Genomic DNA, 24,232 nt, shown 5'->3' on the forward strand with positions numbered 1-24,232 from the left:
GGAAAGGACACCTATGAGCGGCGGAGCCGTTCGGGGGGCCGGGGGGACCTCCCCCAGGAAAGGACACCTATGAGCGTCGACGTCTTTCCCGTCTCGTCGGGTCAGGAGCGGATGTGGTTCCTCAGCCGGTTCGAGCCCGACCTCGCGGTCTACAACGTCTGCCTGTGGATGCCGATGCCGCGGGACACGGAGCCGGCGGCGGTCGTGGATGCGCTGGCGGCGCTGGCGGAGCGGCATGAACCGCTGCGCACCACGTTCGACTTCCGGGACGGGCAGGTCGTCCAGCTCGTCCATGCCGGGGTGCCGGCGGCCCTCGCCACCACCGATCTCAGTGCGCTGCCCGAGCCGGAGCGGGAGGCCGAGTTCGACCGGCTCGCCCGCGGCGACGCGAGCCGGCCGTTCCCGCTGGACACCGCGCCGCTGTGGCGGGCGAGGCTGGTCCGGCTGGACGAGGAGGATCTGCGGCTGGTGTGGATCTGCGACCATACGATCTTCGACGGCGCCTCCTCGGCGATCTTCGTCGACGAGCTGTACGAGGTCCTGGCCGCGGCGGCCGGCGGGCGCCCCCCGGGCCTGCCCGAACTGCGGATCCAGTACGCCGACTACGCCGCCTGGCAGCGCGGCCGGCTCACCGACGACTTCCTGGCCGGGGAACTGCGGTACTGGCGCCGGCGCCTGGAGGGGCTGCCCGCCGACCTCGGCCTGCCGGCCGACCGTCCCCGCCCCGCCGTCCGCACCTACGGCGGCGGGCTGCACCGGTTCGCGCTGTCGCCCGAGCTGACCGCGCAGGTCGACCGGCTGGCCAGGACGCTGGGCGTGACCCCGTTCATGGCGCTGCTGGGCGCGTTCAAGGCGGTGCTGGCGCGCTGGGCCGGGCGGTACGACATCACCGTCGGCTGCCCGATGGCCGGGCGGGTGCTGCCGGAGCTCGAACCCCTGATCGGGATGTTCGTCAACGCCGTCCTCGTCCGCACGGACCTGTCCGGCGACCCGTCGTTCCGGGAGGCGGCGCGGCGGGTGCGGGGCACCCTGCTGGACGCGATCGACCACCAGGAGATGCCCTTCGAGCGGCTGGTCGAGGCCCTGCAACCGCAGCGGGACCTCAGCCGGCCCCCGCTGTTCCAGGTGGCGTTCAACCTCGTCCCGTCCGACACCCGGGGGCAGATCGCCAACGGCACCACCAAGGTCGACCTGAGCCTGGACCTCAACGTCCGCGACGGCAGGATGCACGGGCGCCTGGAGTACGCCACCGACCTGTTCGACGCGGGGACGATCGAACGGCTCGCGGGCTGGTTCCAGACGTTCCTGTCCGCAGCGGTGCGGGATCCCGACCGGCCGATCTCCGCGCTCCCGCTGATGGACGAGCGGGAACGCGAGCGGATCCTGGCGGCCTCCCGCGGCCCCTCGATGCCGCTCGGCGCCGGCACGGTCCTCGCCGACCTGTTCACCGGTGCCGCACGCGACGACGCCACGGCCGTCGTCGCACCGGACGGCGGCACGCTCGCCTTCGGCGAACTGCACGCCCGCGCCAACCGGCTGGCGCACTGGCTGCGCTCCCAGCGCGTCGGCCCCGGGACGCCCGTCGCGATCTGCGCCGAACGCTCGCCCGAACTCGTCGTCGGCGTGCTGGCGGTGCTCAAGGCCGGCGGCGTCTACACGCCGCTCGACCCGGACCATCCCTGGCAGCGGCTCGGCGCCCTGGTGGCCGACAGCGGGGCCCGCCTGGTGCTCACCCAGTCGCACCTGGCAGGCCGCGTGCGCAACCTGCCCGCCCGGCTCGTGCCGCTCGACGAGGACGGCGCGTGGCGCGATCTGCCCGATGACGAGCCCGCACGCGTCAACCGCCCCGGCGACGCCGCCTACCTCCTCTACACCTCGGGGACGACCGGCAGGCCGAAGGGCGTCGTCACCGCCCACGAGGCGATCGTCAACCGGCTGGAGTGGATGCGGCGCTCCCACCCGCCGGGCGCGGTCGTCCTGCAGAAGACGCCGATCAGCTTCGACGTGTCGGTGTGGGAGCTGTGCCTGCCGGCGGCGTGCGGCGCGGCCCTCGCCCTCGCCACGCCCGGAGGCCACCGGGACCCGTCCTACCTGCGCGACCTCATCAGGGAGCGGCGGGTGACGACCGCGCATTTCGTGCCGTCGATGCTGGCGTCGTTCCTGGCCGCCGAGGGCGTCGAGGAGTGCCGGTCGCTGCGCCAGGTGATCTGCAGCGGCGAGGAGCTGTCCCGCGACCTGGCGGCCCGCTTCGCCGGCCGGCTGCCGGACGCCGCACTCCACAACCTGTACGGGCCGACCGAGGCCGCCATCGACGTCAGCGCCTGGCGGTGCGAACCGGGGGCGTCCGGGCCCGTCCCGATCGGCCGTCCCGTGCCCAACACCGCTCTGTACGTGCTGGACGAGCGGATGGCGCCGGTCCCGGACGGGATACCGGGTGAACTGCACATCGGGGGCGTCCAGCTCGCCCGCGGCTATCACGGGCGGCCCGGGCGCACGGCGGCGTCGTTCGTCCCGGACCCGTTCGGCCCGCCGGGCTCCCGGCTCTACCGGACCGGCGACCTGGCCCGGCGGCGGGCCGACGGCGCGATCGAGTTCCTCGGCCGCATCGACACCCAGGTCAAGGTGCACGGCGTCCGCGTGGAGCTGGGCGAGATCGAGGCGGCGCTGGAGGCGCACCCGCGGGTGGAGCGGGCGGCGGCGGCGCTCCGCGATGACGCCCCCGGCGGGCCCGGCCTGGTCGCCTACGCGGTGTGGACCGGCGACCCGGCCGACATCACCGGGATGCTGCGCGACCACCTGTCCCGCAGGCTGCCCCCGACCGTGATGCCGCAGGCGTTCGTGGCGGTGGAGGAGCTGCCCGCGGGGTCCAGCGGCAAGCTCGACCGGGCGGCGCTCCCGTCCCCGGCGGGCGCCGGGCGCCGGACGCTCGCGACCGGCTACCGGGCCCCCGGCACCCCCGTTGAGGAGGAGCTGTGCGGGATCTGGCAGGACCTGCTCGGCCGGGACCGGGTCGGGGCGCTGGACGACTTCTTCGAGCTGGGCGGCCACTCCATGCTGGTCGTGGAGCTGATCAACCGCGTCAGCGCGGCCTTCGGCGTGGAACTCCCCCTTCGCCGCTGCTTCGAGATCACCACTGTGGAGGGGTACGCCCTGGAGATCCTGGAACATCGGCTCGGCGGGCAGGACCTGGACCGGCTGCTGGACGCCGTCACCGGGGAGCCCGAATCGTGAGCGATCTGAGCGAGCGCCTGGCCAGGCTGACCCCGCGGCAGCGGGCCGCGCTCGAACGGCGGCTGGGCGCCGCCGCGCCCGGGGCGCGGGAGCCGGGCATCCCCCGGCGGGCGGACGACGGCGCCCCGGTCCCGCTGTCCGCGGGCCAGGAGCGGTTGTGGTTCCTCCAGAAGTTCGACCCGGGCGACGCGTCGTACAACATGTTCATCGTCCTGCGGCTGCGGGGCAGGCTGGTCGAGCCGGCGCTGCGGCACGCGGTCGGCGAGATCGTCCGGCGGCACGAGATCCTGCGCACCCGCTTCCCCGCCGGCCGCGACGGGCGCCCCGTCCAGGTGGCGGACGCGGACGCGCGGGTCGAGCCGGAGCGGCTCGACCTGACCGGGCTGCCCGCCGGTGAACGCGAGGCCCGCGCCCGCGAACTCGTGGCCGGGCGCACCGGCCTCCCGTTCGACCTGGAGCGGGGACCCCTGCTGAGAACGCACCTGCTGCGGCTCGGAGACGACGACCACGTGCTGTGCGTGGTGCTGCACCACATCATCGCCGACGGCTGGTCGCTGAAGGTGTTCCTGTCCGAGCTGTCCGAGCTGTACGGGGCGGCCCTGGACGGGCGGCCGTCGCCGCTGCCGCCCCTGCCGATCCAGTACGGCGACTTCGCGGCCTGGCGGCGCGCCCGGCGGGAGCGGGACTCCGACGGCGACCGGCTCGCGTTCTGGACGGACGCGCTGGCCGGAGCGCCGACGCTGGAGGTCCCCGCCGACCGCCCGCGCCCCGCGGTGCGCACCTCGGCGGGCGACCACGTCGCGCTGGTCCTGCCCGCGGAGCTGGCCGGCCGGCTGGAGCGGCTGGGACGCACCCGGCGGGCCACGCTGTTCATGACCGTGCTCGCCGCGTTCCAGGTGCTGCTGTCGCGGCACGCCGGCCAGGACGACGTCTGCGTCGGCTCCGTCGTGGCGGGCCGGGACCGTCCCGAACTGGGACCGCTGATCGGCTTCTTCCCCAACACGATCGTGCTGCGCGGCGACCTGTCCGGCGATCCCTCCTTCGGCGAGCTGCTCGACCGGACCCGGGGCACCGTGCTGGACGCCTTCGCCCACCAGGACGTCCCCTTCGAGGAGCTGATCACCGCCGTCGGGGCGCGGCGCGACACCAGCCGCACGCCGCTGTTCCAGGCGATGTTCGCCATGCAGGACGCGGAGGCGGCGACCGCGGACCTGCCCGGCCTGGCCTGCGAGCCGTTCGAGCCGGGGGTCCGCCAGGCCAAGTTCGACCTCATGCTGGACGTCACCCGGCGGCCGGACGACATGCTCGCCTTCCTGTCCTACAACCGCGACCTGTGGGAGCGCGCCACCATGGAGCGGATGGCGGGCCGTTTCCGGCGCCTGCTGGAGCTCGTGGCCGATGGCGGCGACCCGTCCCTGTCCACCCTGTACCGGGAGATGCTCGGGGACGAGGAGCGCCGCACGCTGCTCGCGTTCGCCTCGGGCCCCGGCCCCGCGAGCGCCCCGGCCGCCTCGGACGCGCCGGACGCTCCGGAGGTTCCGGACGAGTCGCTGTCCCGGCAGGCCGCCCGTACCCCCGGCGCGGTCGCGGTGCGCCACGGCGGGCGCACCCTCACCTACGCCGAGCTGGACGCGCGGGCCGGCCGGCTCGCCGGTGCCCTGCGCGCGGCCGGTGCGGGTCCCGGCACGGTCGTGGCGGTCTGCGGGCCGCGTTCGCCCGAACTGGTCGCGGCCCTGTTCGCGGTGCAGCGCTCGGGCGCCGCGTACCTGCCGCTCGACCCCGCCCTCCCGTCCGCACGGCTGGAGTACATGGTCCGCGACGGCGGCGCCGCGCTGCTGCTCACCGACGGGTCGGCGCACGTCCCGGGAGTCGCCACGCTGCCACTGGACGCGGAGGACGCGACGGGCCCCGCGCCGCCCACCGCCGCCGCGGCGGCCGATCTGGCCTACGTCTGCTACACCTCCGGAACCACCGGACGTCCGAAGGGCGTGGAGGTCGAGCGCCGCGCGCTGGCGTCCCGCGTGCGCTGGATGCGCGAGGACTACGGGCTCGGCGCGGGAGACCGCGTGCTGCAGTTCGCCTCGATCGGCTTCGACACGCACGCCGAGGAGATCTACCCGGCGCTCGCCTCCGGGGCGGCGCTCGTCCTGCCTCCCGCGGGCATGCCGCTCCCGGACTTCTTCGGCACGCCCGAAGGTGCCGCGCTCACCGTCCTCGACCTGCCGACGTCCTACTGGCGGGAGCTGGTCTCGCACGGGGAGCGGATCCGCTGGCCGGAGGGCCTGCGGCTGCTGATCCTCGGCGCGGACCCGCTGCCGGGCGCGGCGCTGGCCGACTGGGCGCGCCTCGGCCGCGGCGGCGTGCGGCTGGTGAACACCTACGGCCCGACCGAGGCGACGATCATCGCCACGTCGGCCGACATGGATCCCGGCCGGGCGCAGTGGCGTCCCCCGATCGGGCGTCCGCTGCCCGGCACCCGCGTGCACCTGCTGGACGGCCGGCTCGACCCGGTGCCGATCGGCGCGGCCGGGGAGGTCTGCGTCGGCGGGGACGGGGTGGCCCGGGGCTACCGCGGCCTTCCCGCCGCGACCGCCGAGCGCTTCGTCGCCGACCCGCACGGGGCGCCGGGCGGCCGCCTCTACCGGACCGGCGACCTGGCCCGGTACCGGCCCGACGGCGCGCTGGAGTTCCTGGGCCGCGCCGACGACCAGGTGAAGCTGCGCGGGTACCGGATCGAGCCGGCGGAGGTCGAGGCCGTCCTGCTGGAGCATCCGGGGGTGGCCGGAGCGGCGGTGGTCGTGCGCGAGGACCGTCCCGGCGACGCGAGGCTGACCGCCTACGTCGTCCCCCGGGACGGTGCGCGGCCGGGGGCGGACGATCTGCGCGGGCATCTGGGCCGGGCGCTGCCTCCCTACATGGTCCCGGCCGCGTTCGTCCCCCTGGACCGCCTGCCGCTCACCCCCAACGGCAAGCTCGACCGGGCGGGGCTGCCCGAGCCCCCGCGGGGCGGCGGGGAGCGCGGGCACGCGCCGCCCGAGACGGCCGCCGAGGAACTGGTCGCCGGGATCTGGTGCGAGGTGCTGGGCATCGACCGCGCCGGGACCTCGGACGACTTCTTCGATCTCGGCGGGCACTCGCTGCTGGCCACCAAGGTGACCGCCCGGCTGGCCGCGACCCTCGAACTGGACGTCCCGGTCCGGACCGTCTTCTCGCACCGCACCCTGCGGGAACTCGCCGCCGAGGTGGAGCGGCTGCTCGCCGAGGAGATCGACCGGCTCACCGAAGAGGAGGCGCGGGCCCGGCTAGATCCCGGCGAGCTCGGCGATCAGGCGTAGCTGCTCCATCCGGAGCCGCAGCGTCGGATGGACCAGGCCGACGATCAGGGTGGTGGCGCCCGCCTCGCGGTAGGCGGCGATGCGGTCGCGGACGTGCTCGGGCGGCCCGCAGACGGTCATCGCGTCGACCAGCTCGTCCGACATCGCCGCGACGGCCTCGGCCTGCCGTCCGGCCAGGAACGCCTCCTGCATCGCCCTGGCCTCGTCGGCGAAGCCGAGCCGCTGCGCGAGCCGGTTGTGGAAGTTCGTCTTCCGCGAGCCCATGCCGCCCAGGTACAGGGCCAGCATCGGGCGCATCATGTCGTAGGCGATGTCGAGGTCGTCCTCGACCAGGGTGAGGACCATCGGGGCGGTGTCGAAGCCGTCCAGGGACCGGCCGGAGCGGGCGGCGCCCTCCTCCAGCAGCGTGCGGCAGCCGGCCAGATACTCGGGCGGGACGTTGAGCGGGAGCCAGCCGTCGGCGATCTCACCGGTCAGAGCGACCGCCTTCGGCCCGATCGTCGCCAGGTAGACGGGCAGGTCCTCCTGGACGGGCGAGACGGCCAGCGACATCTCCTTGCCCTGCCCGCCCGGCAGCGGAACGGTCAGCGTCTCGCCCCGGTGCACGACCGGCTCGCGGGCCAGCGCCTTTCGGACGACCGCGATGTAGTCGCGGGACTCCGCCAGCGGACGGCCGTAGGGCAGCCCGTGCCATCCCTCCACCAGCTGCGGCCCGGAGAATCCGAGCCCCAGGCGGAACCGGCCCCCGGAGATCTGGTCGATCGTCGCCGCGGTCATCGCCGCGGCGACGGGACGGCGCGCGGGCATCTGGAGGATCGCGGTGCCCAGCCCGATCCGCTCGGTGCGTCCCGCCAGCCACGCCATCAGGGCGGCGGGGTCGGTGCCGTAGGTCTCCGCCGCCCACACCGAGTCGTAGCCGAGCCGTTCGGCCTCGGCGACCAGCTCCAGATGGTGGGCGGGCCGCAGCCCCGTGTTGCCCCAGTAGCTCAGGCTGTATCCGAGACGCATCCGGCGCTCCCCAGTTCTTCGGCGATGACGGCGGCCAGCTCGTCCGGGGCCGTCTCGGCCAGCCAGTGGGAGGCGTCCAGCCCCCGCAGGACGGGGCGGTGCGCGGTCTGCCGCCGCCAGCCCAGCAGCCCGCCCCGCGTCAGGGTGGTGTCGCGCCGCCCGTACAGGACGGTGATCGGCGTGCCGAGCGGGGCGGCCGCCGGGCGGTGCCGGTACCCGGCGAGCATGCCGAAGTCGGCGCGCAGCGCGGGTTCCAGGACCGGCCGCAGCGACTCCCGTGCGGCGATCTCGTCCGGGACGCCGCCCATGCCGATCAGCTCGTCCCAGAACAGGTCCGAAGGCAGCGCGTGCAGCCCGCGCGGCAGGACCGCGACGTCCGGGGCGGCGAACGAACCGACGATCAGCCGTGCCGCGGGGCGCTCCAGCGCCCGGCACGTCAGGTAGGCCAGCAGGGCGCCGCTGCAGTACCCGAACAGCGCGAACGGCTCCGGGACGAGCCGGGTGAGGTCGGCCGCGAGGTCCGCCGCGAACGGGTCCAGGTCGGTGCGGGGCGGTTCGGCCAGGCGTGCCTGCCGTCCCGGCGGGCTGACCGACCAGACCTCCACGTCGCCGGGGAGGCGGCCGGCCAGCGAGCCGGCCGACGCGGGCCCGCCACCGGCATGCGGGAAGATCACCAGCCGGATCCGCGCCCCGGGGCGCGCCTCGACCGGGACGAACAGCGGTGCGCTCATGCCGGCCCTCCCAGATGCGCGGCCAGCTCGGCGGGCGTCGGATGCTCGAACACCGTCCGCACGTCCACCTCGGTGCCCGCGATCTCCTCCAGGGCGCTCACCAGCCGCACCGCGAGGATCGAGTGCCCGCCGTGCAGGAAGAAGTTGTCGCGCGCGCCCAGGCCGGGGCGTTTCAGCGTCTCCCGCCACAGCCCGACCAGGCGCTCCACCAGCTCGGGTTCGCCCGGGGACGGCGCGGCGGCGGGTGCGGCCGGAGCGTCCTGCGGCGCCGGGAGGCGGGCGTAGTCGATCTTGCCGTTGGGGGTCGCCGGGAGGCCGTCCAGCAGCGTGAACCCCGAGGGCACGGCGTAGTCGGGCAGCCGGGCGCGGGCGTGCCGCCACAGCTCCTCGGCCAGCCCGCCGCCGGGCGCGGCGGCGTCCGGCTCGACGTAGGCGACCAGCCGCCCGTCGCCCTGCGGGTCGCCCACCAGGGTGACGGCGGCGGCCCGGACCCCGCGGTGCTCGTGCAGCACCGCCTCGACCTCGCCCGGCTCGATGCGGTGGCCGCGCAGCTTCACCTGCCGGTCGGCCCGTCCGAGCAGCTCCAGGGCGCCGTCGTGCCGCACCCGGGCCCGGTCGCCGGTCCGGTAGAACCGGCCGTGCCGGGGATGGTCGCCGAAGCGCTCGGCGGTCAGGCCGGGCCGGGCCGGGTAGCCCAGGCTCACCCCGTCGCCCGCGATGCACAGCTCCCCCGGCACGCCCGGCGGCAGTTCCCGGCCCGCCGCGTCCAGGACGAAGACCCGCGTGTTGGCGAGGGGGGCGCCGACCGGGACGGGATCCTCCGGCGCTCCGGTGATCTCGGCGGCGGTCGACCAGATCGTGGTCTCGGTCGGGCCGTACACGTTGAACAGGCGGCACCCGGCCGCCAGCAGCCGCCGGGCGAGCGCGGCGGGCATCGGCTCCCCGCCGCACAGCACCGTCCGGCCCCGGAGTTCCTCTCCGGCCTCGGCCGCGACCAGCCGCCACGCGGTCGGCGTGGCCTGGATCACGGCGACGTCGTGCCGCTCGATCAGGCCCAGGAAGGCGGACGGCTTCAGCTGCGCCTCGTCCGGCGCCACGACCAGCGGCGCCCCGCACAGCAGTGGCAGGAGCAACTCCAGCCAGGAGATGTCGAAGGACGTGGTGGTCGCCCAGAGCACGGGATCGCCCGGCCCGCACCCGAGCCGGTCGGCGAAATCGCAGACCAGGTTGAGCAGGTTGCGGTGGGAGACCGCGACGCCCTTGGGCCGGCCCGTCGATCCCGAGGTGTGGATCACGTAGGCGGCGGCCCCCGGCTCGGGGGCGCCCCGGTCCAGCAGCTCACCCGGCCCGGCCTCGGCCGGAACCGGGAGGACCGGCCGCCGGCCGGCCCATCCGGCGCTCTCGCCGGGGTGCACCAGCACGACGCGCGCGCCCGCGTCCTCGACCTGGTAGGTCAGCCGCGCCTCCGGTTGCCGCGCGTCCAGCGGCAGGTACGCCGCGCCCGCCGCCCACACCCCGAGCACCGACGCCGCCATGGCCGCCGACCGGCCCAGCGCCAGCGCCACGACCTCTCCCGGCCCGGTGCCGTGCGCGCGCAGCAGGTCGCGCACCGCGACGGCCCGCGCGATCAGTTGCGCGTAGGTGACGGTGTCGTCGCCGTCCACGACCGCGACGGCGTCGGGCGACTCGGTGGCCCGCCCGGCGATGCGCCGCACGAGCGTTCCCGGTCCGTCCCATGCCCGGTCCGTGCCGTTGAGCGCGTCGAGCACCTCGCGGTCGCCGGCCGAGGCCAGGCCCAGCTCGGCGACCGGGCGGCCGGCGTCCTCGGCCGCCTCCTCCAGCAGCACCTGCATCCGCGCGATGTACGACGCGATCTCCGCCTCGTCGTGCACCTCGGTGCTGTGCCACGCGCGCAGCGTGAAGCGGCCCGGCTCGGGGACGGCGACGCACTGCAGGTCGAGCCGGCTGCGATCGAACAGGTCCTCGATGTAGGCGGGGACCTCGCCGGTGATCGCGATCTGCTCGTCGGTCCAGGGCCGGTAGTTGAACATGTGCCGGAACAGCGGGACGCGCCAGTCGCCGGTGCCGTGTCCGCGCTCGGTGATCACCGTCTCCACCGAGACGTCCGCGTGTTCCACGCCTTCGAAGAACGCCTCCGCCACCTGCCGCACCAGGTCGGCGAACCCGGCGCCCGGGTCGGGGCGGACCCGGAGCGGCAGGGTGCTGACCCCGTAGCCGACGCTGCGGCGGGTGGCGGGGCGCCGGGTGGTGACCGGTACCCCGATCACCAGGTCGGGGCCCGCTCCGTGGCGCAGCAGCATCAGCGCGAACGCGCTCATCAGGATGATGTTGTCCGTCACCTGGAGCAGGCCGCGCAGCCGTTCCAGCGCGTCCCGCGCGGACGCCGTCATCTCCCAGCTGCAGGTGTGCCCGGCGAACGTCGGGCGCCGCGGCGCCGGACGGGTGCCCGGCAGCACCATCGCCTCGGGTTCGGCGCCGCGCAGCCGGTCCGTCCAGTAGCGCAGGGAGACGGGGTCGGGCTCCGGCTCGGCCAGCAGCGGCGCGGGCCCGTCCAGCTCCCCGGGGACGGCGCGCCCCTCGGCGACGGCGTCGTACAGCCTCCCGATCTCCTCGACCAGGAGCTGGACGGCCGGCGCGTCGATCACGATGTGGTGGGCGGCCAGGCACACCACGCTGGAGCCGTCCGGGAGGACGAAGTGCCCGGCCCGGAACAGCAGGTCGCGGCCGAGGTCGAACGGCTCGTCCAGGAACGCCTGGAGATCGCCGACCAGCGCCTCCTCGGTGGTGGTGTCGGTCGGCACCTCGATCCGCGCGTCGCCGGGGCCGGTGAGGTGGCGCAGCGGGACGCCGTCCACCTCGGGGAACCGCAGGCGCAGCGCGGGCTGCCGGGCGACCAGCCGCTCCACCGCGGTCTGCAGCGGGTACCAGCGCAGGGGGCGGGCGGTGCGGAACGCGATGCCGATGTTGGAGACGCCGGTGCCGGGGGCGAGCCGCTCCAGCATCCAGAACGCGTGCTGGGTGCGCGACAGCGGGCGCAGCGGCTCGGCCGGGTCGGGCAGGCCCGCGACCCGCGTGTTCTCCGGCGCCGCCGCGGTCTCCCGCACCGGCGGGGCGCCGCCGGTCTTCGGGGCCGCCGGGCCGGTGACGGGGACGGCCCAGTGCCGTTCGCGCCGGTAGGGGTAGGCGGGCAGCGGGACGCGGCGCGGCGGGCGGTCGGGGTCCAGTGCCGCCCAGTCGACCGGCTGGCCCATCGTCCACAACCGCCCCAGGGTTTCGAGGACGGGACGTACGCCGCCCTGGCCGCCGGCCTCGAACGACGCCAGGGCCGCCGCGGGACCGCCGTCCCGGCACAGCCGGGTGAGATCGTCTCCCGGCCCCGCTTCCAGGACCACATCGACCCCGGTCGCGCGCAGCTCCCGCAGGTGGCCGTCCACGGACGGCGCGACCGGGCCGGGCAGGGCGGCGGCCGCCGCGTCGCCGAGTTCGCGCGTTCCCCGCAGCACGTCCGCGACGATCCCGCCGACGCCGTGACCCACCAGCGCGTGCGGATGCAGGCCCCATGCCCGCCACATCCGTGCGAGGGCGTACTCGAAGGTGAACAGCAGCGCCCCGGCCTCCGGGCCGGTCTCCGGCATCTCTCCCGACGTCCAGAGGTCGTAGACGTCCAGGCCCTCGTCTTCGAATCGTTCCAGCACGACGTCGGCGGTCTCGGTGAAGGTGCGCTCGGTGCCGTAGAGGCCCTGCGGGAGCCGCCCGGTGAAGGCACCGGGAAAGGCGAAGGCCACTTTCGGGGCGCCCGCCTCGGTCGCCGGCGCCTCCCCGCCGAGCGCCTCCCCGCCGAGCGCCGCGGCGGCTTCGGCGGCGTCGGAGCAGACCGCCGCGCCGCGGTGGGAGCGGGCCGCCCGGCCCTGCTGCAGTGTCGCGACCGTGTCCTCGAAGTCCCCGGCGCCGGAGGCGAAGTGCCGGGCCAGGCCCGCGCGCACCGCGGCCGCCGCGCCTGCGTCGTGCCCGGACCAGACCACCAGCCGCGGCCTGCGATCCGGCAGGGGCGGCGGGGCGGGCGGCCCCTCCGCCACGACCAGGCAGGCGTGCACGTCGCCGGTGGCCCGGTCGCACACCAGGGCCTGCCGGGACGCGCCTTCCCCGCGCGGCCAGGCGCGGCTCTCGCCGACGATGTCGAACGGGCCCGACCGGATCGCGGGATGCGGGGTGCGGGCGTTGACGGTCGCCGGGATCCTGCCCCGTTCCAGCGACAGCAGGACCTTGAGGAGCTCCGCCACACCCGCGGCCGAGGCGAGGTCGCCCACCGCGGACGTCACCGACCCCAGCGGTACCGGCCCTCCGATGACCTCACCGAGCGCGGCCAGTTCCGCGAGGTCCTCGGCCGGGACGCCCGACCCGCGGGCCTCCACGTAGCCGATGGCGTCCGCCTCGACGCCGGCCGCGTCCAGCGCTTCGGCGGCGCACCGGGAGGACCCGGCCGGATCGTGCGACGTGGCGCCGCCGCGGACGACGCCGAGAACGCGGGCGCCGTCCAGGATCGCCTCCGAGAGGCGCCGCAGCACCACGACCCCGGCGCCGCTGCCGGGGACCGTCCCCGCGCCACGGGCGTCGAAGGGGCGGCACCGGCCGTCGGGCGCGTACCGCGAGCCCGGCGCCCACCGGTAGCCGTGACCGTAGGGCATGCGGATGTGGCCGCCGCCCGCGACGGCGATGTCGCAGGCGCCCGACCGCAGTGCCTCGCACGCCAGATGCACGGCCGCCAGGGACCCGGTCGAGATGCCGACGCAGGGCCCCCGCAGCCCGAGCATCGCCGCCACGGAGGCGGCCGGGTCGGGTCCCGGTGAATCGTCGCGCAGGTTCAGGTCCCGGTAGCGGCCCGCGCCGGAGGCCGCGAACACCCCCGTGTGCCCGCCCACCGCCGAGACGTCCAGGCCGGCGCCTTCGAGGGCGGAATGCGCCAGTTCGGTGAGGACCCGCGCCTGCGGGTCGCAGCGCCGCGCCTCCTCGTCCGTCAGGCCGAAGAACGCGGCGTCGAACCCGGCGGCGTCCGGCATGAGCGCCGCCGCCCGCACGTAGGACGGATCGGCCAGTTCCTCCGGGCTCACCCCGGCGCGCAGCAGGTCGCCGTCGGCCAGTGCGGTCACGGCCTCGCGCTCGCCGCTCAGCCCGTCCCAGAACTCCCCCAGCCCGGGGGCGCCGGGCAGCCGGCAGGCCGCGCCCACCACGGCGATCGGTTCCGGCACATGATCGTCCATGGTCCCCGCCCTCAGCGTGCGTCCCCGCGGCGGCTCCGCGACCGCACCCGTTGCGACGACGGCGCCCGCCTGCGCCGCGCCGCCGCGTCGCCGCGCCGCGGGGCGTCCGGCCGTCCCGCCGTGGCGCCCACGAACCCGAGCAGCGCCGCCAGATTGGGATTGGCGAACAGCTCGGTGATCGGGAACTCCAGGCCCAGCCGTTCGGTGATCCGGTCGTGCATCTCGACCAGGGCGAGCGAGTCCATCCCCGCCTCGAAGAAGTTCTCCTCCGGCAGGGCGGGACGCCCCAGTGCCTCGGCGACCATCTGCGAGATCACGGCGGCCAGGTCGCTCACTTCAGGCATCCCGGATCTCCTTCGCGGTTCCGACGAGGGTAACGGTACCGACCAGAAGATCTTTTCCGGGAGTCTTCCGCGGTAACACCTCGATGTCACCGGTGGGACGTGAGACCGGGCCCGGCGTCCTTGCTGGACGCCGGGCCCGGGGGCCGAGGCGGGCCGCCATCGGCGAGGCGGGATCGTGATGGCGGTGGCCCCGGCCGGGGGGCGCTACCGGACGGGGAGGCCGGTGACGGTGCGGCCGATGACCAGGCGCTGGATCTCGCTGGTGCCCTCGAAGATCGTGAAGATCTTGGCGTCCCGGTGCATCCGCTCGACCGGGTACTCGCGGGTGTAGCCGTTGCCGCCGAGGATCTGGATGGCCTCCTCGGTGACGTTCACCGCCATCTCGCTCGCCATCAGCTTGGCCATCGAGCCCTCGGCGTTGTCGAAGTCCTTGCCGGTGCGGGCCATCCACCCGGCGCGCCACACCATCAGCCGGGCCGCGTCCAGCCGGCACTTCATGTCGGCGAGCTTGAACGCGACGGCCTGGAAGTCGCCGATCTTCTTGCCGAACTGCTCGCGCTCCTGCGCGTACTGCAGCGCGTAGTCGTAGGCTGCACGGCCGACGCCGAGCGCCATCGCGCCGACCGACGGGCGGGTGGTCTCGAACGTCTTCAGCGCGGCCTGGCCCTTGGAGCGCTTGCCCTCGCGGGTCCGCGCGATGCGCTCGTCGAACTTGTCCTTGCCGCCGATGATGAGGTGGCTCGGGATGCGCACGTCCTCGAGGATGACCTCGGCGGTGTGCGAGGCGCGGATGCCGTGCTTCTTGAACTTCTGGCCCTGCCGCAGCCCCGGGGTGTTCGGCGGGACGATGAAGCTGCCCTGGCCGCGGCTGCCGAGGTCGGGGTGCACGGACGCCACGATGATGTGGACGTCGGCGATGCCGCCGTTGGTGGCCCAGGTCTTGGTGCCGTTCAGCACCCACTCGTCCTTCGCCTCGTCGAAGACGGCGCGGGCGCGGATGGCGCCGACGTCGCTGCCGGCGTCGGGCTCGGAGGCGCAGAACGCGCCGAGCTTGACGTCGTCGGGGGTGCCGAACATCTGCGGCACCCACTCGGCGGCCTGCTCCTGGGTACCGACGGCGGCGACCGACGCGGCGGCGAGACCGGTGCCGACGATGGAGAGCCCGATGCCCGCGTCGCCCCAGAAGATCTCCTCGAACGCCACCGGGATGCCGAGCCCGGTCGGCTCCAGCCACTGGGTGGCGAAGAAGTCCAGCGAGTAGAGACCGACCTTGGACGCCTCCTGGATCAGCGGCCAGGGCGTCTCTTCGCGTTCGTCCCACTCCTCGGCCGCGGGACGGATGACGTCCCTGGCGAACTCGTGCACCCAGTCCCTGACCTGGCGAACGTCCTCACTGGGCTCCAGCGAGAACGGTGTCGGCTCCGCGCTCGTCATGATTAATAGACCCTCTCTCCAATATCGTGTTACCAACGGTAGCACCATCTGACGTTACCGTGGGTAACACCGTGGCGTGAGTCACAGCGCGAGGGCGGCCCCCCGGCCGAGGGCTACCTGCGGCCGGGCGAGAACGACCGCGCGGCGGCATAGCCGGAGACCTCGATCATCGGGGGCCGCTCCCCCACCGCCACGTCGGTGGTCCGGGCGTCGTGCCCGTCCGGGCCGCGGCGGAACCGCGTCAGCGCGGTCGCCGGGGCCTCCAGGGGCATCATCCGGCCGTGCCGCTCCAGCCGCGACCAGGCCGTCAGCATGATCTGCCCCGACATCGCGCCGAGCGCCTCGGTCGACTGGTGCGCGTGCACCCTCCGGCCGAGATCGACCTGCGCGATCGCGTCCAGCCCGGAGTCCTGGTAGACGTCGAGCAGGAGGCCGAGCTCCACGCCGTAGCCGGTGACGAACGGCAGCCGCTCCAGCAGCGCGCGGCGTCCCGCGTACTCGCCGCCGAGCGGCTGCATGACGCCGGCGAGCATCGGCCAGTGCAGGTTGATCAGGGGGCGCGCGACCAGCTCGGTCACCCGGCCCCCGCCGCCCTCGACGCGCCGGTCGCCGTCGACGAGAGGGCGGTCATAGCAGCCCTTGACGTAGCCGACGGACGGGTCGGTCAGCAGCGGCCCGAGCAGCCCGGTCACGTAGGAGGAGGTGAACTCGCGCAGGTCGGCGTCGACGAACACGATCAGGTCGCCGGACGTCGCGGCCAGGGACTTCCACAGCGCCTCGCCCTTGCCGGACATGCGGCCCTGGCCGGGCAGGACGGCGTCCTGGGCGACCACCTCGGCGCCCGCGGCGGCGGCCACGGCGGCGGTCCTGTCCCCGGAGCGGGAGTCGACCACCACGATCTCGTCCACCAGCGGCATCCGCTCGACGAGGTCGGTGCGGACGGCCGCCACGATCGCGCCGACCGTCGCCTCCTCGTCGCGCGCGGGCAGCACGACGCTGATCCTGGCGTCACCCTTGGCGGCGAGCAGCCGGCGCGGCGCCCAGTCCGCCGCCGCGCTGGTGCGGCGGCGCAACCACGAAGCGACCTCAGGCAGCACGCGCTCTCCCTCCGTGCGGACCGTCCCGGACGGACGTCCGGACGGGACGTCCCGGACCGGGCGTCCCCCTCACCTACAGGAAACGCCAGATCCTCCCAGATCATTCACCGTTGGCACGGGACAAGGCGGACCGACCCGAAGAGTTAACACGAGCACAACACGCCGGTCATTCGGCGGCGTGCTTGTCCAGGAACTCGTAGACGTCGGCGTCGTCCACGCCGGGGAAGGCGCCGGGCGGGAGGACGGACAGGACGTGCGAGTGCGCACGGGCGGACGGCCAGGCCATACCCTCCCACCGGTCCGAGAGCGCCTTCGGGGGCCGCTGGCAGCAGTCGCCGTCCGGGCAGGACGACTTGCGGCGCCGGGTCGTCTCCCGGCCGCGGAACCAGCGCGAGTCCTCGAACCGCACGCCCAGCGTGATCGCGAAGTCGCGCTCATGGCTGGGGTCTATGTGCGACAGGCACCAGTACGTGCCCTTGGGGGTGTCGGTGTACTGGTAGTAGACCGAGAAGCGGTCCTCGGCGCCGAACACGTGCCGCCCGGCCCAGTCGCGGCACATCCGCTGACCCTCGATCGCGCCGTCCTCGTCCTGCGGGAACGCGAGGCCGTCGTTGGCGTACGCCTTGTAGATGGTGCCGTTCTCGTCGTTCTTGGTGAAGTGGAGCTGCAGGTCCAGATGGTGGGTCGCGACGTTGGTGAAGCGGTGCGCGGCCATCTCGTAGGAGACGGAGAAGACGTCCGCGAGGTCCTCCACCGACAGCTCGCGCGCCGCCTTCGCCTCCTGCAGGAACGGGACGACGCTGCGCTCGGGCATCAGGATCGCGGCGCCGAAGTAGTTGGCCTCGACGCGCTGGCGCAGGAAGTCGGCGAAGTCGCGCGGCTGGTCGTGGTCGAGCGCGATGTGCCCGAGGGTCTGCAGCAGGATCGTCCGCGGCGTGTGCATGCCGAGCTGCTCGCGCTCCAGGTAGATCCGCCGGTTGCGCAGGTCGGTGATGGACCGGACGGAGCGCGGCAGGTCCTGGACGTACTGCAGGCTGAAGCCGAAGTGGCCGACGAGCGTCATCAGCAGGCCCTGCGACACCGCGCCGCGCCGGTAGCCGACGGAGTCGAGTGTCTGCGAGGCGATCGCCTCGATCTCGGCGAAGTGGTTGCCGCGCTCGTGCATCTGGCGGCGCAGTTCGGCGTTGGCCTTGCGCGCCTCCTCCGGGCTCGCGGTCGGCTTGGTCCGGCTGCGCTTCAGCTCGCCGTACAGCGCGAGGATGTGCTCGATCACCTCGTTCGGCATCCGCTTGCCGACCTTGAGGTGCGACAGCCCGAGCGTCCGGTAGAGCGGGTCGCGCTGCGCCTCCTCCAGCTGGATCTCCAGCTGGGCGCGCCGGCTGGGCGGCTGGCGCCGCAGCAGCTCCTCCACCGGGCACTCCAGCGCGGCGGCGAGGGCCTGCAGCAGTGACAGCTTGGGCTCGCGCCGCCCGTTCTCCAGCAGCGACAGCTGGGACGGGGCGCGGCCCACGCGCTCGCCGAGCTCCGACAGCGTCAAGCCACGGCCGCGCCGCAGATGGCGGAGCCGCTGCCCGAAGGTGACGAGATCTACGTCACTCGTCAAGTTGAGGGGTTCTTCTGGCCGCAAGGTCGTCACGGCTTGATAGTACCGGAAATTTCGCAGTTCTTCTGTTACTTGCGAGTTCATTAAGGGGTTGCAGCCGGGGCATAGTCGAGCCAAGCACCCAGGGGACGACACGGAAGGGCGAGACGATGAGTGATAGTCGCCTCAAGGGCGCAGCCGAAGAGCTGCAGCGACAGTGGGAGACCGACCCTCGCTGGAAGGACGTCGAGCGGACCTACTCGGCCGAGGACGTCGTGCGGATCCGCGGCTCGGTCCAGGAGGAGCACACCCTCGCGCGCCTCGGCGCCGAGCGCCTGTGGAGCCTCCTGCACGAGGAGGACTACGTCCACTCCCTCGGCGCGCTGACCGGGCTGCAGGCCGTCCAGCAGGTGAAGGCCGGCCTCAAGGCCATCTACCTGTCGGGCTGGCAGGTCGCCGCCGACGCCAACCTGGCGGGCCAGACCTACCCGGACCAGAGCATCTACCCGGCGAACTCGGTCCCGGCCGTCGTCCGCCGCATCAACAACGCGCTCCTGCGCGCCGACCAGGTCCAGTGGGCCGAGGGCCAGGGCGACACGCACTTCCTCGCCCCGATCGTGGCCGACGCCGAGGCCGGCTTCGGCGGCGTGCTGAACGCCTTCGAGCTGATGAAGGGCATGATCGCCGCAGGCGCCGCGGGCGTGCACTGGGAGGACCAGCTGGCCTCCGAGAAGAAGTGCGGCCACCTCGGCGGCAAGGTGCTGATCCCGACCTCGCAGCACGTCAAGACGCTGAACACCGCCCGCCTCGCGGCCGACATCTCCAACGTGCCCTCCCTGATCATCGCGCGGACCGACGCCGAGGCCGCGACCCTGATCACGACGGACGTGGACGAGCGCGACCGCGAGTTCATCACCGGCGAGCGCACCGCCGAGGGCTTCTACCGGGTCCGCAACGGCATCGAGCCCTGCATCGCCCGCGCCAAGGCCTACGCGCCGCACTCCGACCTGATCTGGATGGAGACCGGCACCCCGGACCTGGAAGTGGCCCGCAAGTTCGCCGAGGCCGTCAAGGCCGAGTACCCGGACCAGATGCTGGCCTACAACTGCTCGCCGTCCTTCAACTGGAAGGCGCACCTGGACGACGCGACCATCGCCAAGTTCCAGCGCGAGCTCGGCCACATGGGCTTCAAGTTCCAGTTCATCACCCTGGCCGGTTTCCACGCGCTCAACTACGGCATGTTCGACCTGGCCCACGGCTACGCCCGCGACGGCATGACCGCCTACGTCGACCTGCAGGAGCGCGAGTTCGCGGCGGCCGAGAAGGGCTTCACCGCGGTCAAGCACCAGCGCGAGGCCGGCACCGGCTACTTCGACATGGTCAGCACCGCGATCAGCCCGGACTCGTCGACCACGGCGCTGAAGGGCTCGACGGAAGAGGGCCAGTTCCACTGAGCCGGCTCCACCTTCCGGTCTGATCCCCAGGACCCCGGAGGCCCCCGCGTCCCTACACCCGCGGGGGCCTTCTGGCGTCCTCACCCGGGACGGCACGGGTTCTGTGCGAAATTACGTGGTGAGGCGCCGCCCGCGTGCCTAGGCTCCCGGCAAGTGGGCGTTCTTCCATGGGTGTGGTGGTACGGCTTCCGCCGCCACACGGCGTATCCGCTCGGTTCCCTCACCGAATCGGTGACCAACACCGCCTTCGGCTTCATGCGGGCGTACGTCCTGCTCGCGCTCTGGGAGGTGCGTCCCTCCCTCGGCGGCTACGACGCCGCCGACGCCGTCACCTTCTGCTTCATCACCCAGGCGCTGATCGGCCCCGTCCAGATCTTCGGCGGGATGGACCTCACCGAGCGCATCCGCAACGGCGACGTGGCGATCGACCTGCACCGGCCCGTCGGACTGCAGGGCTGGTGGCTCGCCGACGACCTCGGCCGCGCGGCCGCCTCGCTGCTCCTGCGCGGCGGCCCGCCGCTGGTGGCCGGGACGATGGTCTTCCCGTTCCGCTGGCCGGGACCGGAGGGCCTCGCCGCTTTCGCGGTGGCGCTGCCGCTGGCCGTGATGGTGGGCTTCGGGCTGCGCTACCTGGTCGCGCTGGGGATGTTCTGGCTGCACGACGACCGCGGCCTGCACGCCGTCACGCTCGTGATGTCCCTGTTCTTCTCCGGGATGATCCTGCCGCTGGTCGTGTTCCCGGGGGCGCTCGGCACGGTCGCGCAGGCGCTGCCGTGGTCGGCGCAGATCCAGGTGCCCGCGGACGTGTTCCTCGGCCGCCACACCGGCGCCGGGCTGATCGGCGCACTGGCCTTCCAGGCGGCGTGGGCCGCGGCGCTGCTCGGGGCCGGCGCGCTGCTGACACGGGCGGCCCGGCGCAAGCTGGTGGTGCACGGTGGATGACACGCCGGCCGGGGCCGTCCGCATGTACGGGCTGCTCGCCTGGACGTGGATCCGGGCGGCGGCCCAGTACCCGGTGTCGATGGTGCTGCTGGCGCTCGCCACGGCGGTCGTCACCGGGCTGGACGCCGCCGCGATCGGGCTGCTGTTCTCCCAGGCCCCGCGCATCGCCGGGTTCGGCGCCTCGGAGGTGCTGTTCCTGTACGGGACGTCGGCGCTGTCGTTCGGGATCTCCGACATCCTGCTCGGCACCACCGAGCGGCTGGGCCAGCATGTGCGGCAGGGGACGCTGGACGCGATGCTGGTGCGTCCGGTCAGCCCGCTCGTCCAGGTCGCGACGGAGGACTTCTCGCCCCGGCGCTTCGGCAAGCTGGTCCCCGCGGTGGCGGTGCTCGCGTTCGCGCTGAGCCGGGTGGAGGTGGCCTGGACGCCGGGCCGGGCGGCGATGGTCCCGGTCATGGTGCTGTCCGGGACGGTGATCTTCGCGGCGCTGTGGGTGCTGGCGGGCGCGGTGCAGTTCGTGCTGATCGACAGCCACGGCGCGAGCAAGTCCGTCACCTACGGGGGCGCCTTCCTGACGCAGTACCCGATGACCATGTTCGGGCGGGACTTCGTCCGCGGCGTGACGTTCGTCGTGCCGCTGGCGTTCGTGAACTGGCAGCCCGCGCTGTACGTCCTCGACCGCCGCGACCCGCTCGGGCTGCCGGACGCGGCGCGGTTCGCGTCCCCGGCGGTGGCGGCCGTACTGTGCGCGGCCGCGGCGCTGGCGTGGCGGGCGGGGATGCGGCGCTACCGATCGACAGGGAGCTGATGCGGGTGCCGATGATCGAGGCCGGGAACCTCGTCAAGTCCTTCACCATCCGCAAGCGGGCGGCCGTCCTGCGGCGGTCGCGCACGACCCTGCGCGCCGTGGACGGGGTGTCGTTCACCGTCGAGCCCGGCGAGTTCGTCGGCTACCTCGGCCCGAACGGCGCCGGGAAGTCCACGACGATCAAGATGCTGACCGGCATCCTCACCGCGTCGTCCGGCGAGCTGCGGGTGTGCGGGCTGGACCCGTCGCGGCGGCGCACGTCGCTCGCGCGCCGGATCGGCGTGGTGTTCGGGCAGCGGACGACGCTGTGGTGGGACCTGCCGCTGCGCGACAGCCTGGCCCTCGTCCGGCGGCTCTACCGGGTCGAGGCGGCCGCGCACCGGGTGCGGCTCGCCGAGCTGACCGCGCTGCTGGAGCTGGAGCCGTTCCTGGACATCCCTGTCCGCCAGCTCAGCCTCGGCCAGCGGATGCGCGGCGACCTGGCCGCGGCCCTCCTGCACGATCCCGAGCTGCTGGTGCTGGACGAGCCGACGATCGGCCTGGACGTGGTGAGCAAGGCGACCGTCCGCGACTTCCTGGAGCGGGTCAACGCCGAGCGGGGCACCACGATTCTGCTGACCACGCACGACCTCGGCGACATCGAACGGCTCTGCCGCCGCGTCATGATCATCGACCATGGGCGGCTGGCCTACGACGGCGGGCTGGACGAGCTGCGCCGGACCGTGGACGCCGACCGGCTGCTGATCGTCGAGCTGGCGCGGCCGAGCCCGCCGATCAGGCTGGACGGGATCGAGGCGGAGCGGGTGGAGGGGCCCCGGCAGTGGCTGCGGCTGCCGAACGCGGTGAACGCCGCGGCGGTCGTGGCCGAACTGGCGCGGGGCCACGAGATACGCGACATCTCGCTGCGGGAGGCGGGCATCGAGGAGGTCCTCGCCGGGCTCTACCGTGGCGAGCACGCATACCGGCATCCCGGCCGCCCGGTCGCGCCCTAGCCATGTCCGTCGGCCCGTGTCCGGCGGGCCCGTGTCCGGTGGGCCCGTGTCCGGTGGGCCCGTGTCCGGCGGGCCCGTGTCCGGTGGGCCCGTGTCCGGCGGGTCAGGGCTCGTTTCTCGAGGTCCGGCGTTCCAGGGCGGTGTAGAAGTCGATGTCGGCGGCGTCCTCGTCGCGGTGGGGACTCCAGCGGCGCGGCGCCCAGCTCGGCATCAGCAGCGCGAGCCCCATCATGCCGAACACGCCCGAGCCGAGCAGCATGCGCAGCCCGAAGTCCATGTCGCCGGCCGGCGGCACCTTGCCCGGCAGGTCGAGGACGCGGTCCGGGTCGATCAGGAAGTAGGCCGAGAAGCCGAGCAGCGCCAGCGCCGGGATGAGCGAGACCAGCGGCGACGCCCACCGCGCGACGATGATCACGCCCATCACCAGGCCCACGGCGGCGAGGAGGGCGAACGCCCCGTAGATGCGGGTGCGATCGGTGATCTCCTGCCCGGTGCCGTCGAAGGACTGGCCGGCCTGGACGTAGCCCCATGCGGCGCCGTACACCAGAGCGGGTGTCAGCAGGACGCCGAGGACGAAGCCGAACGCATGGCGCACCGCGCATCACATCCATTCGCACGCGCCCACCGGGCGCGGGAGGTTCCGTAGCGCCTCAATCAGAACATGCACATCGGGCATGGCGCAGTAAATCCGTACTGATAACCGAGAGTGGCGATCTTCCGCTGGTGACACGGTACGGGGCGCTGACCACCACGTGGTCGATCTGTGGTGTTTCGTTTTAAGTGTCCTGCTGCGGGCATCGGCGTTCCATTCGATCCGACGCACGTTGGAGGAAACAATGTCGACCGCGATATGGGTCGTCATCGCCGTTGTCGTCGTCGCCGCGCTGATCGCGGCCGTGTTCCTCGCCCGGACCCGGGCGCGGACGCAGCGGCTGAGGCGGCGATTCGGCCCCGAATACGACCGGACGCTGGAGAGCGAGGGCGGCCGCACGGCCGCCGAGCGCGAGCTGCGCTCCCGCGAGCAGCGCCATGACGAACTCGAACTGCACGATCTCGACCCGCGGCGGCGCGAGCAGTACCGCGAACAGTGGGTCCGAGTCCAGGAGCGCTTCGTCGACACCCCGGAGGCGGCGGTCGAGCAGGCCGACGGCCTCGTCACCGTGGTGATGGGCGAGCGCGGCTACCCGACGCACGGGTTCGAGGACAAGGTCGCCCACCTGTCGGTGGAGCACGGCCGCACGATGGAGCACTACCGCAGCGCCCACGCGATCAGCGGCCGGGCGGCGGACAAGCAGGCCTCCACCGAGGACCTGCGGCAGGCCATGGTGCACTACCGCGCCCTGTTCGACGAGCTGCTGTCCGCCCCCGGCGAGCGGCCGCCCGCCGGCGGGACGGGTGCGGCCGCCCCGGCGGCGACCGCCGGACCGGCCGGGCACCGCGACGACCAGGCACCGAGGAGCTGACCCCCGATGGAGCACAGGCGACCCGACGACATGGCGCCGGGCACCGGGGCCGGGTTCACCGCCGACGAGCGCGCCCGGGCGGCCGGGACGGCCGATCCCGGCGTGGCCGGTGACACCCGCGTCGCCGGGACGGCACCGGGGCAACCCGTCATGGACGCGCCCGAACCCGTCCCCGACACCGCACCCGATCCGATCCCCGCGGCGGGCGGCGACCGCGGGAGGGCGGCCGCCGCCGTCCCGGATCCGGCTCCCGCCGGGACCCCGGCGAAGCTGCTCGATCCGGCGGAGTCCGAGCGGTTGAGGGAACGCTGGCGCGAGGTGCAGTCCGCGTTCGTCGACGACCCCGGCCGGTCCGTGCGCAAGGCGGACGACCTCGCGTCCGAGGCCGTCGACGCGCTCGGGCGCGCGATCGCCGAGCACCGGCGGACGCTCTCGGACGGGCTGAAGCACCGGGAGCGCGCCGACACCGAGCAGCTCCGGCTGGCGCTGCGCGGCTACCGCGACCTCCTGGACCGCATCTTCGCCGCCTGAG

General features: G+C 74.1%; 16 protein-coding genes and 1 pseudogene. 8 read left to right on the forward strand and 9 right to left on the reverse strand.

The window, feature by feature from the left end:
* Positions 1–69: 69 nt before the first annotated feature.
* Positions 70–3,231, forward strand: a complete 3,162-nt coding sequence (locus tag ACGFIS_RS22510) for an amino acid adenylation domain-containing protein (protein ID WP_392972356.1) — start codon at positions 70–72, stop codon at positions 3,229–3,231.
* On the forward strand, positions 3,228–6,566 hold the full coding sequence (locus tag ACGFIS_RS22515) for an amino acid adenylation domain-containing protein (RefSeq protein ID WP_392972358.1): 3,339 nt from the start codon (positions 3,228–3,230) through the stop codon (positions 6,564–6,566). Before ACGFIS_RS22510 ends, ACGFIS_RS22515 begins: the two co-directional genes overlap by 4 nt.
* On the opposite strand, the gene ACGFIS_RS22520 is transcribed toward ACGFIS_RS22515, so the two are convergent.
* From ACGFIS_RS22520 to ACGFIS_RS22555, 8 genes and pseudogenes are all read right to left on the reverse strand, one after another.
* A complete protein-coding gene (locus tag ACGFIS_RS22520) occupies positions 6,534–7,574 on the reverse strand; it encodes an LLM class F420-dependent oxidoreductase (RefSeq protein WP_392906776.1) in 1,041 nt (346 codons plus the stop codon). The genes ACGFIS_RS22515 and ACGFIS_RS22520 overlap by 33 nt on opposite strands.
* On the reverse strand, positions 7,553–8,305 hold the full coding sequence (locus tag ACGFIS_RS22525) for a thioesterase II family protein (RefSeq protein ID WP_392906777.1): 753 nt from the start codon (positions 8,303–8,305) through the stop codon (positions 7,553–7,555). Before ACGFIS_RS22525 ends, ACGFIS_RS22520 begins: the two co-directional genes overlap by 22 nt.
* Entirely contained in the window at positions 8,302–10,020 is a 1,719-nt protein-coding gene (locus tag ACGFIS_RS22530; protein ID WP_392972431.1) for an amino acid adenylation domain-containing protein, read from the reverse strand. Before ACGFIS_RS22530 ends, ACGFIS_RS22525 begins: the two co-directional genes overlap by 4 nt.
* Before the next feature lie 63 nt (positions 10,021–10,083).
* Positions 10,084–13,584, reverse strand: a pseudogene (locus tag ACGFIS_RS22535) (condensation domain-containing protein); the annotation flags it as partial.
* An 11-nt stretch (positions 13,585–13,595) separates the two neighbouring features.
* Positions 13,596–13,928, reverse strand: a complete 333-nt coding sequence (locus ACGFIS_RS22540) for an acyl carrier protein (RefSeq protein ID WP_392906780.1) — start codon at positions 13,926–13,928, stop codon at positions 13,596–13,598.
* A 204-nt stretch (positions 13,929–14,132) separates the two neighbouring features.
* Positions 14,133–15,362, reverse strand: a complete 1,230-nt coding sequence (locus ACGFIS_RS22545; RefSeq protein ID WP_392972360.1) for an acyl-CoA dehydrogenase family protein — start codon at positions 15,360–15,362, stop codon at positions 14,133–14,135.
* Positions 15,363–15,475: 113 nt separating this feature from the next.
* Complete coding sequence (locus ACGFIS_RS22550) at positions 15,476–16,459, reverse strand: glucosyl-3-phosphoglycerate synthase (protein ID WP_392906783.1); 984 nt, start codon at positions 16,457–16,459, stop codon at positions 15,476–15,478.
* Positions 16,460–16,625: 166 nt separating this feature from the next.
* Positions 16,626–18,062 carry a helix-turn-helix domain-containing protein gene (locus ACGFIS_RS22555; RefSeq protein ID WP_392906785.1) on the reverse strand — a complete coding sequence of 479 codons (1,437 nt, stop codon included), beginning with the start codon at positions 18,060–18,062 and terminating at the stop codon, positions 16,626–16,628.
* 149 nt (positions 18,063–18,211) lie between these two features.
* On the opposite strand from ACGFIS_RS22555, the gene aceA reads away from it, so the two are divergent.
* The 4 genes from aceA to ACGFIS_RS22575 all read left to right on the forward strand — a co-directional run bounded on the left by aceA (position 18,212) and on the right by ACGFIS_RS22575 (position 22,237).
* Positions 18,212–19,495: an isocitrate lyase gene (aceA, locus tag ACGFIS_RS22560; protein ID WP_392906786.1), complete on the forward strand. Its 1,284-nt coding sequence runs from the start codon at positions 18,212–18,214 to the stop codon at positions 19,493–19,495.
* Between the two features lie 153 nt (positions 19,496–19,648).
* Entirely contained in the window at positions 19,649–20,437 is a 789-nt protein-coding gene (locus tag ACGFIS_RS22565) for an ABC transporter permease (RefSeq protein ID WP_392972362.1), read from the forward strand.
* On the forward strand, positions 20,430–21,245 hold the full coding sequence (locus ACGFIS_RS22570) for an ABC transporter permease (RefSeq protein ID WP_392972364.1): 816 nt from the start codon (positions 20,430–20,432) through the stop codon (positions 21,243–21,245). The genes ACGFIS_RS22565 and ACGFIS_RS22570 overlap by 8 nt, the downstream gene beginning before the upstream one ends.
* Positions 21,245–22,237, forward strand: coding sequence for an ATP-binding cassette domain-containing protein (locus ACGFIS_RS22575; protein WP_392906790.1), 993 nt, complete (start codon positions 21,245–21,247; stop codon positions 22,235–22,237). Before ACGFIS_RS22570 ends, ACGFIS_RS22575 begins: the two co-directional genes overlap by 1 nt.
* Positions 22,238–22,340: 103 nt before the next feature.
* On the opposite strand, the gene ACGFIS_RS22580 is transcribed toward ACGFIS_RS22575, so the two are convergent.
* A complete protein-coding gene (locus ACGFIS_RS22580; RefSeq protein WP_392906791.1) occupies positions 22,341–22,832 on the reverse strand; it encodes a hypothetical protein in 492 nt (163 codons plus the stop codon).
* Between the two features lie 241 nt (positions 22,833–23,073).
* Between ACGFIS_RS22580 and ACGFIS_RS22585 the strand changes: the two genes are divergently transcribed.
* A complete protein-coding gene (locus ACGFIS_RS22585) occupies positions 23,074–23,700 on the forward strand; it encodes a hypothetical protein (protein WP_392906792.1) in 627 nt (208 codons plus the stop codon).
* 6 nt (positions 23,701–23,706) lie between these two features.
* On the forward strand, positions 23,707–24,231 hold the full coding sequence (locus ACGFIS_RS22590) for a hypothetical protein (protein ID WP_392972366.1): 525 nt from the start codon (positions 23,707–23,709) through the stop codon (positions 24,229–24,231).
* Position 24,232 lies beyond the last annotated feature (1 nt).

The sequence above is a fragment of the Spirillospora sp. NPDC048824 genome (assembly GCF_043198455.1).
Classification (GTDB): Bacteria; Actinomycetota; Actinomycetes; order Streptosporangiales; family Streptosporangiaceae; genus Spirillospora.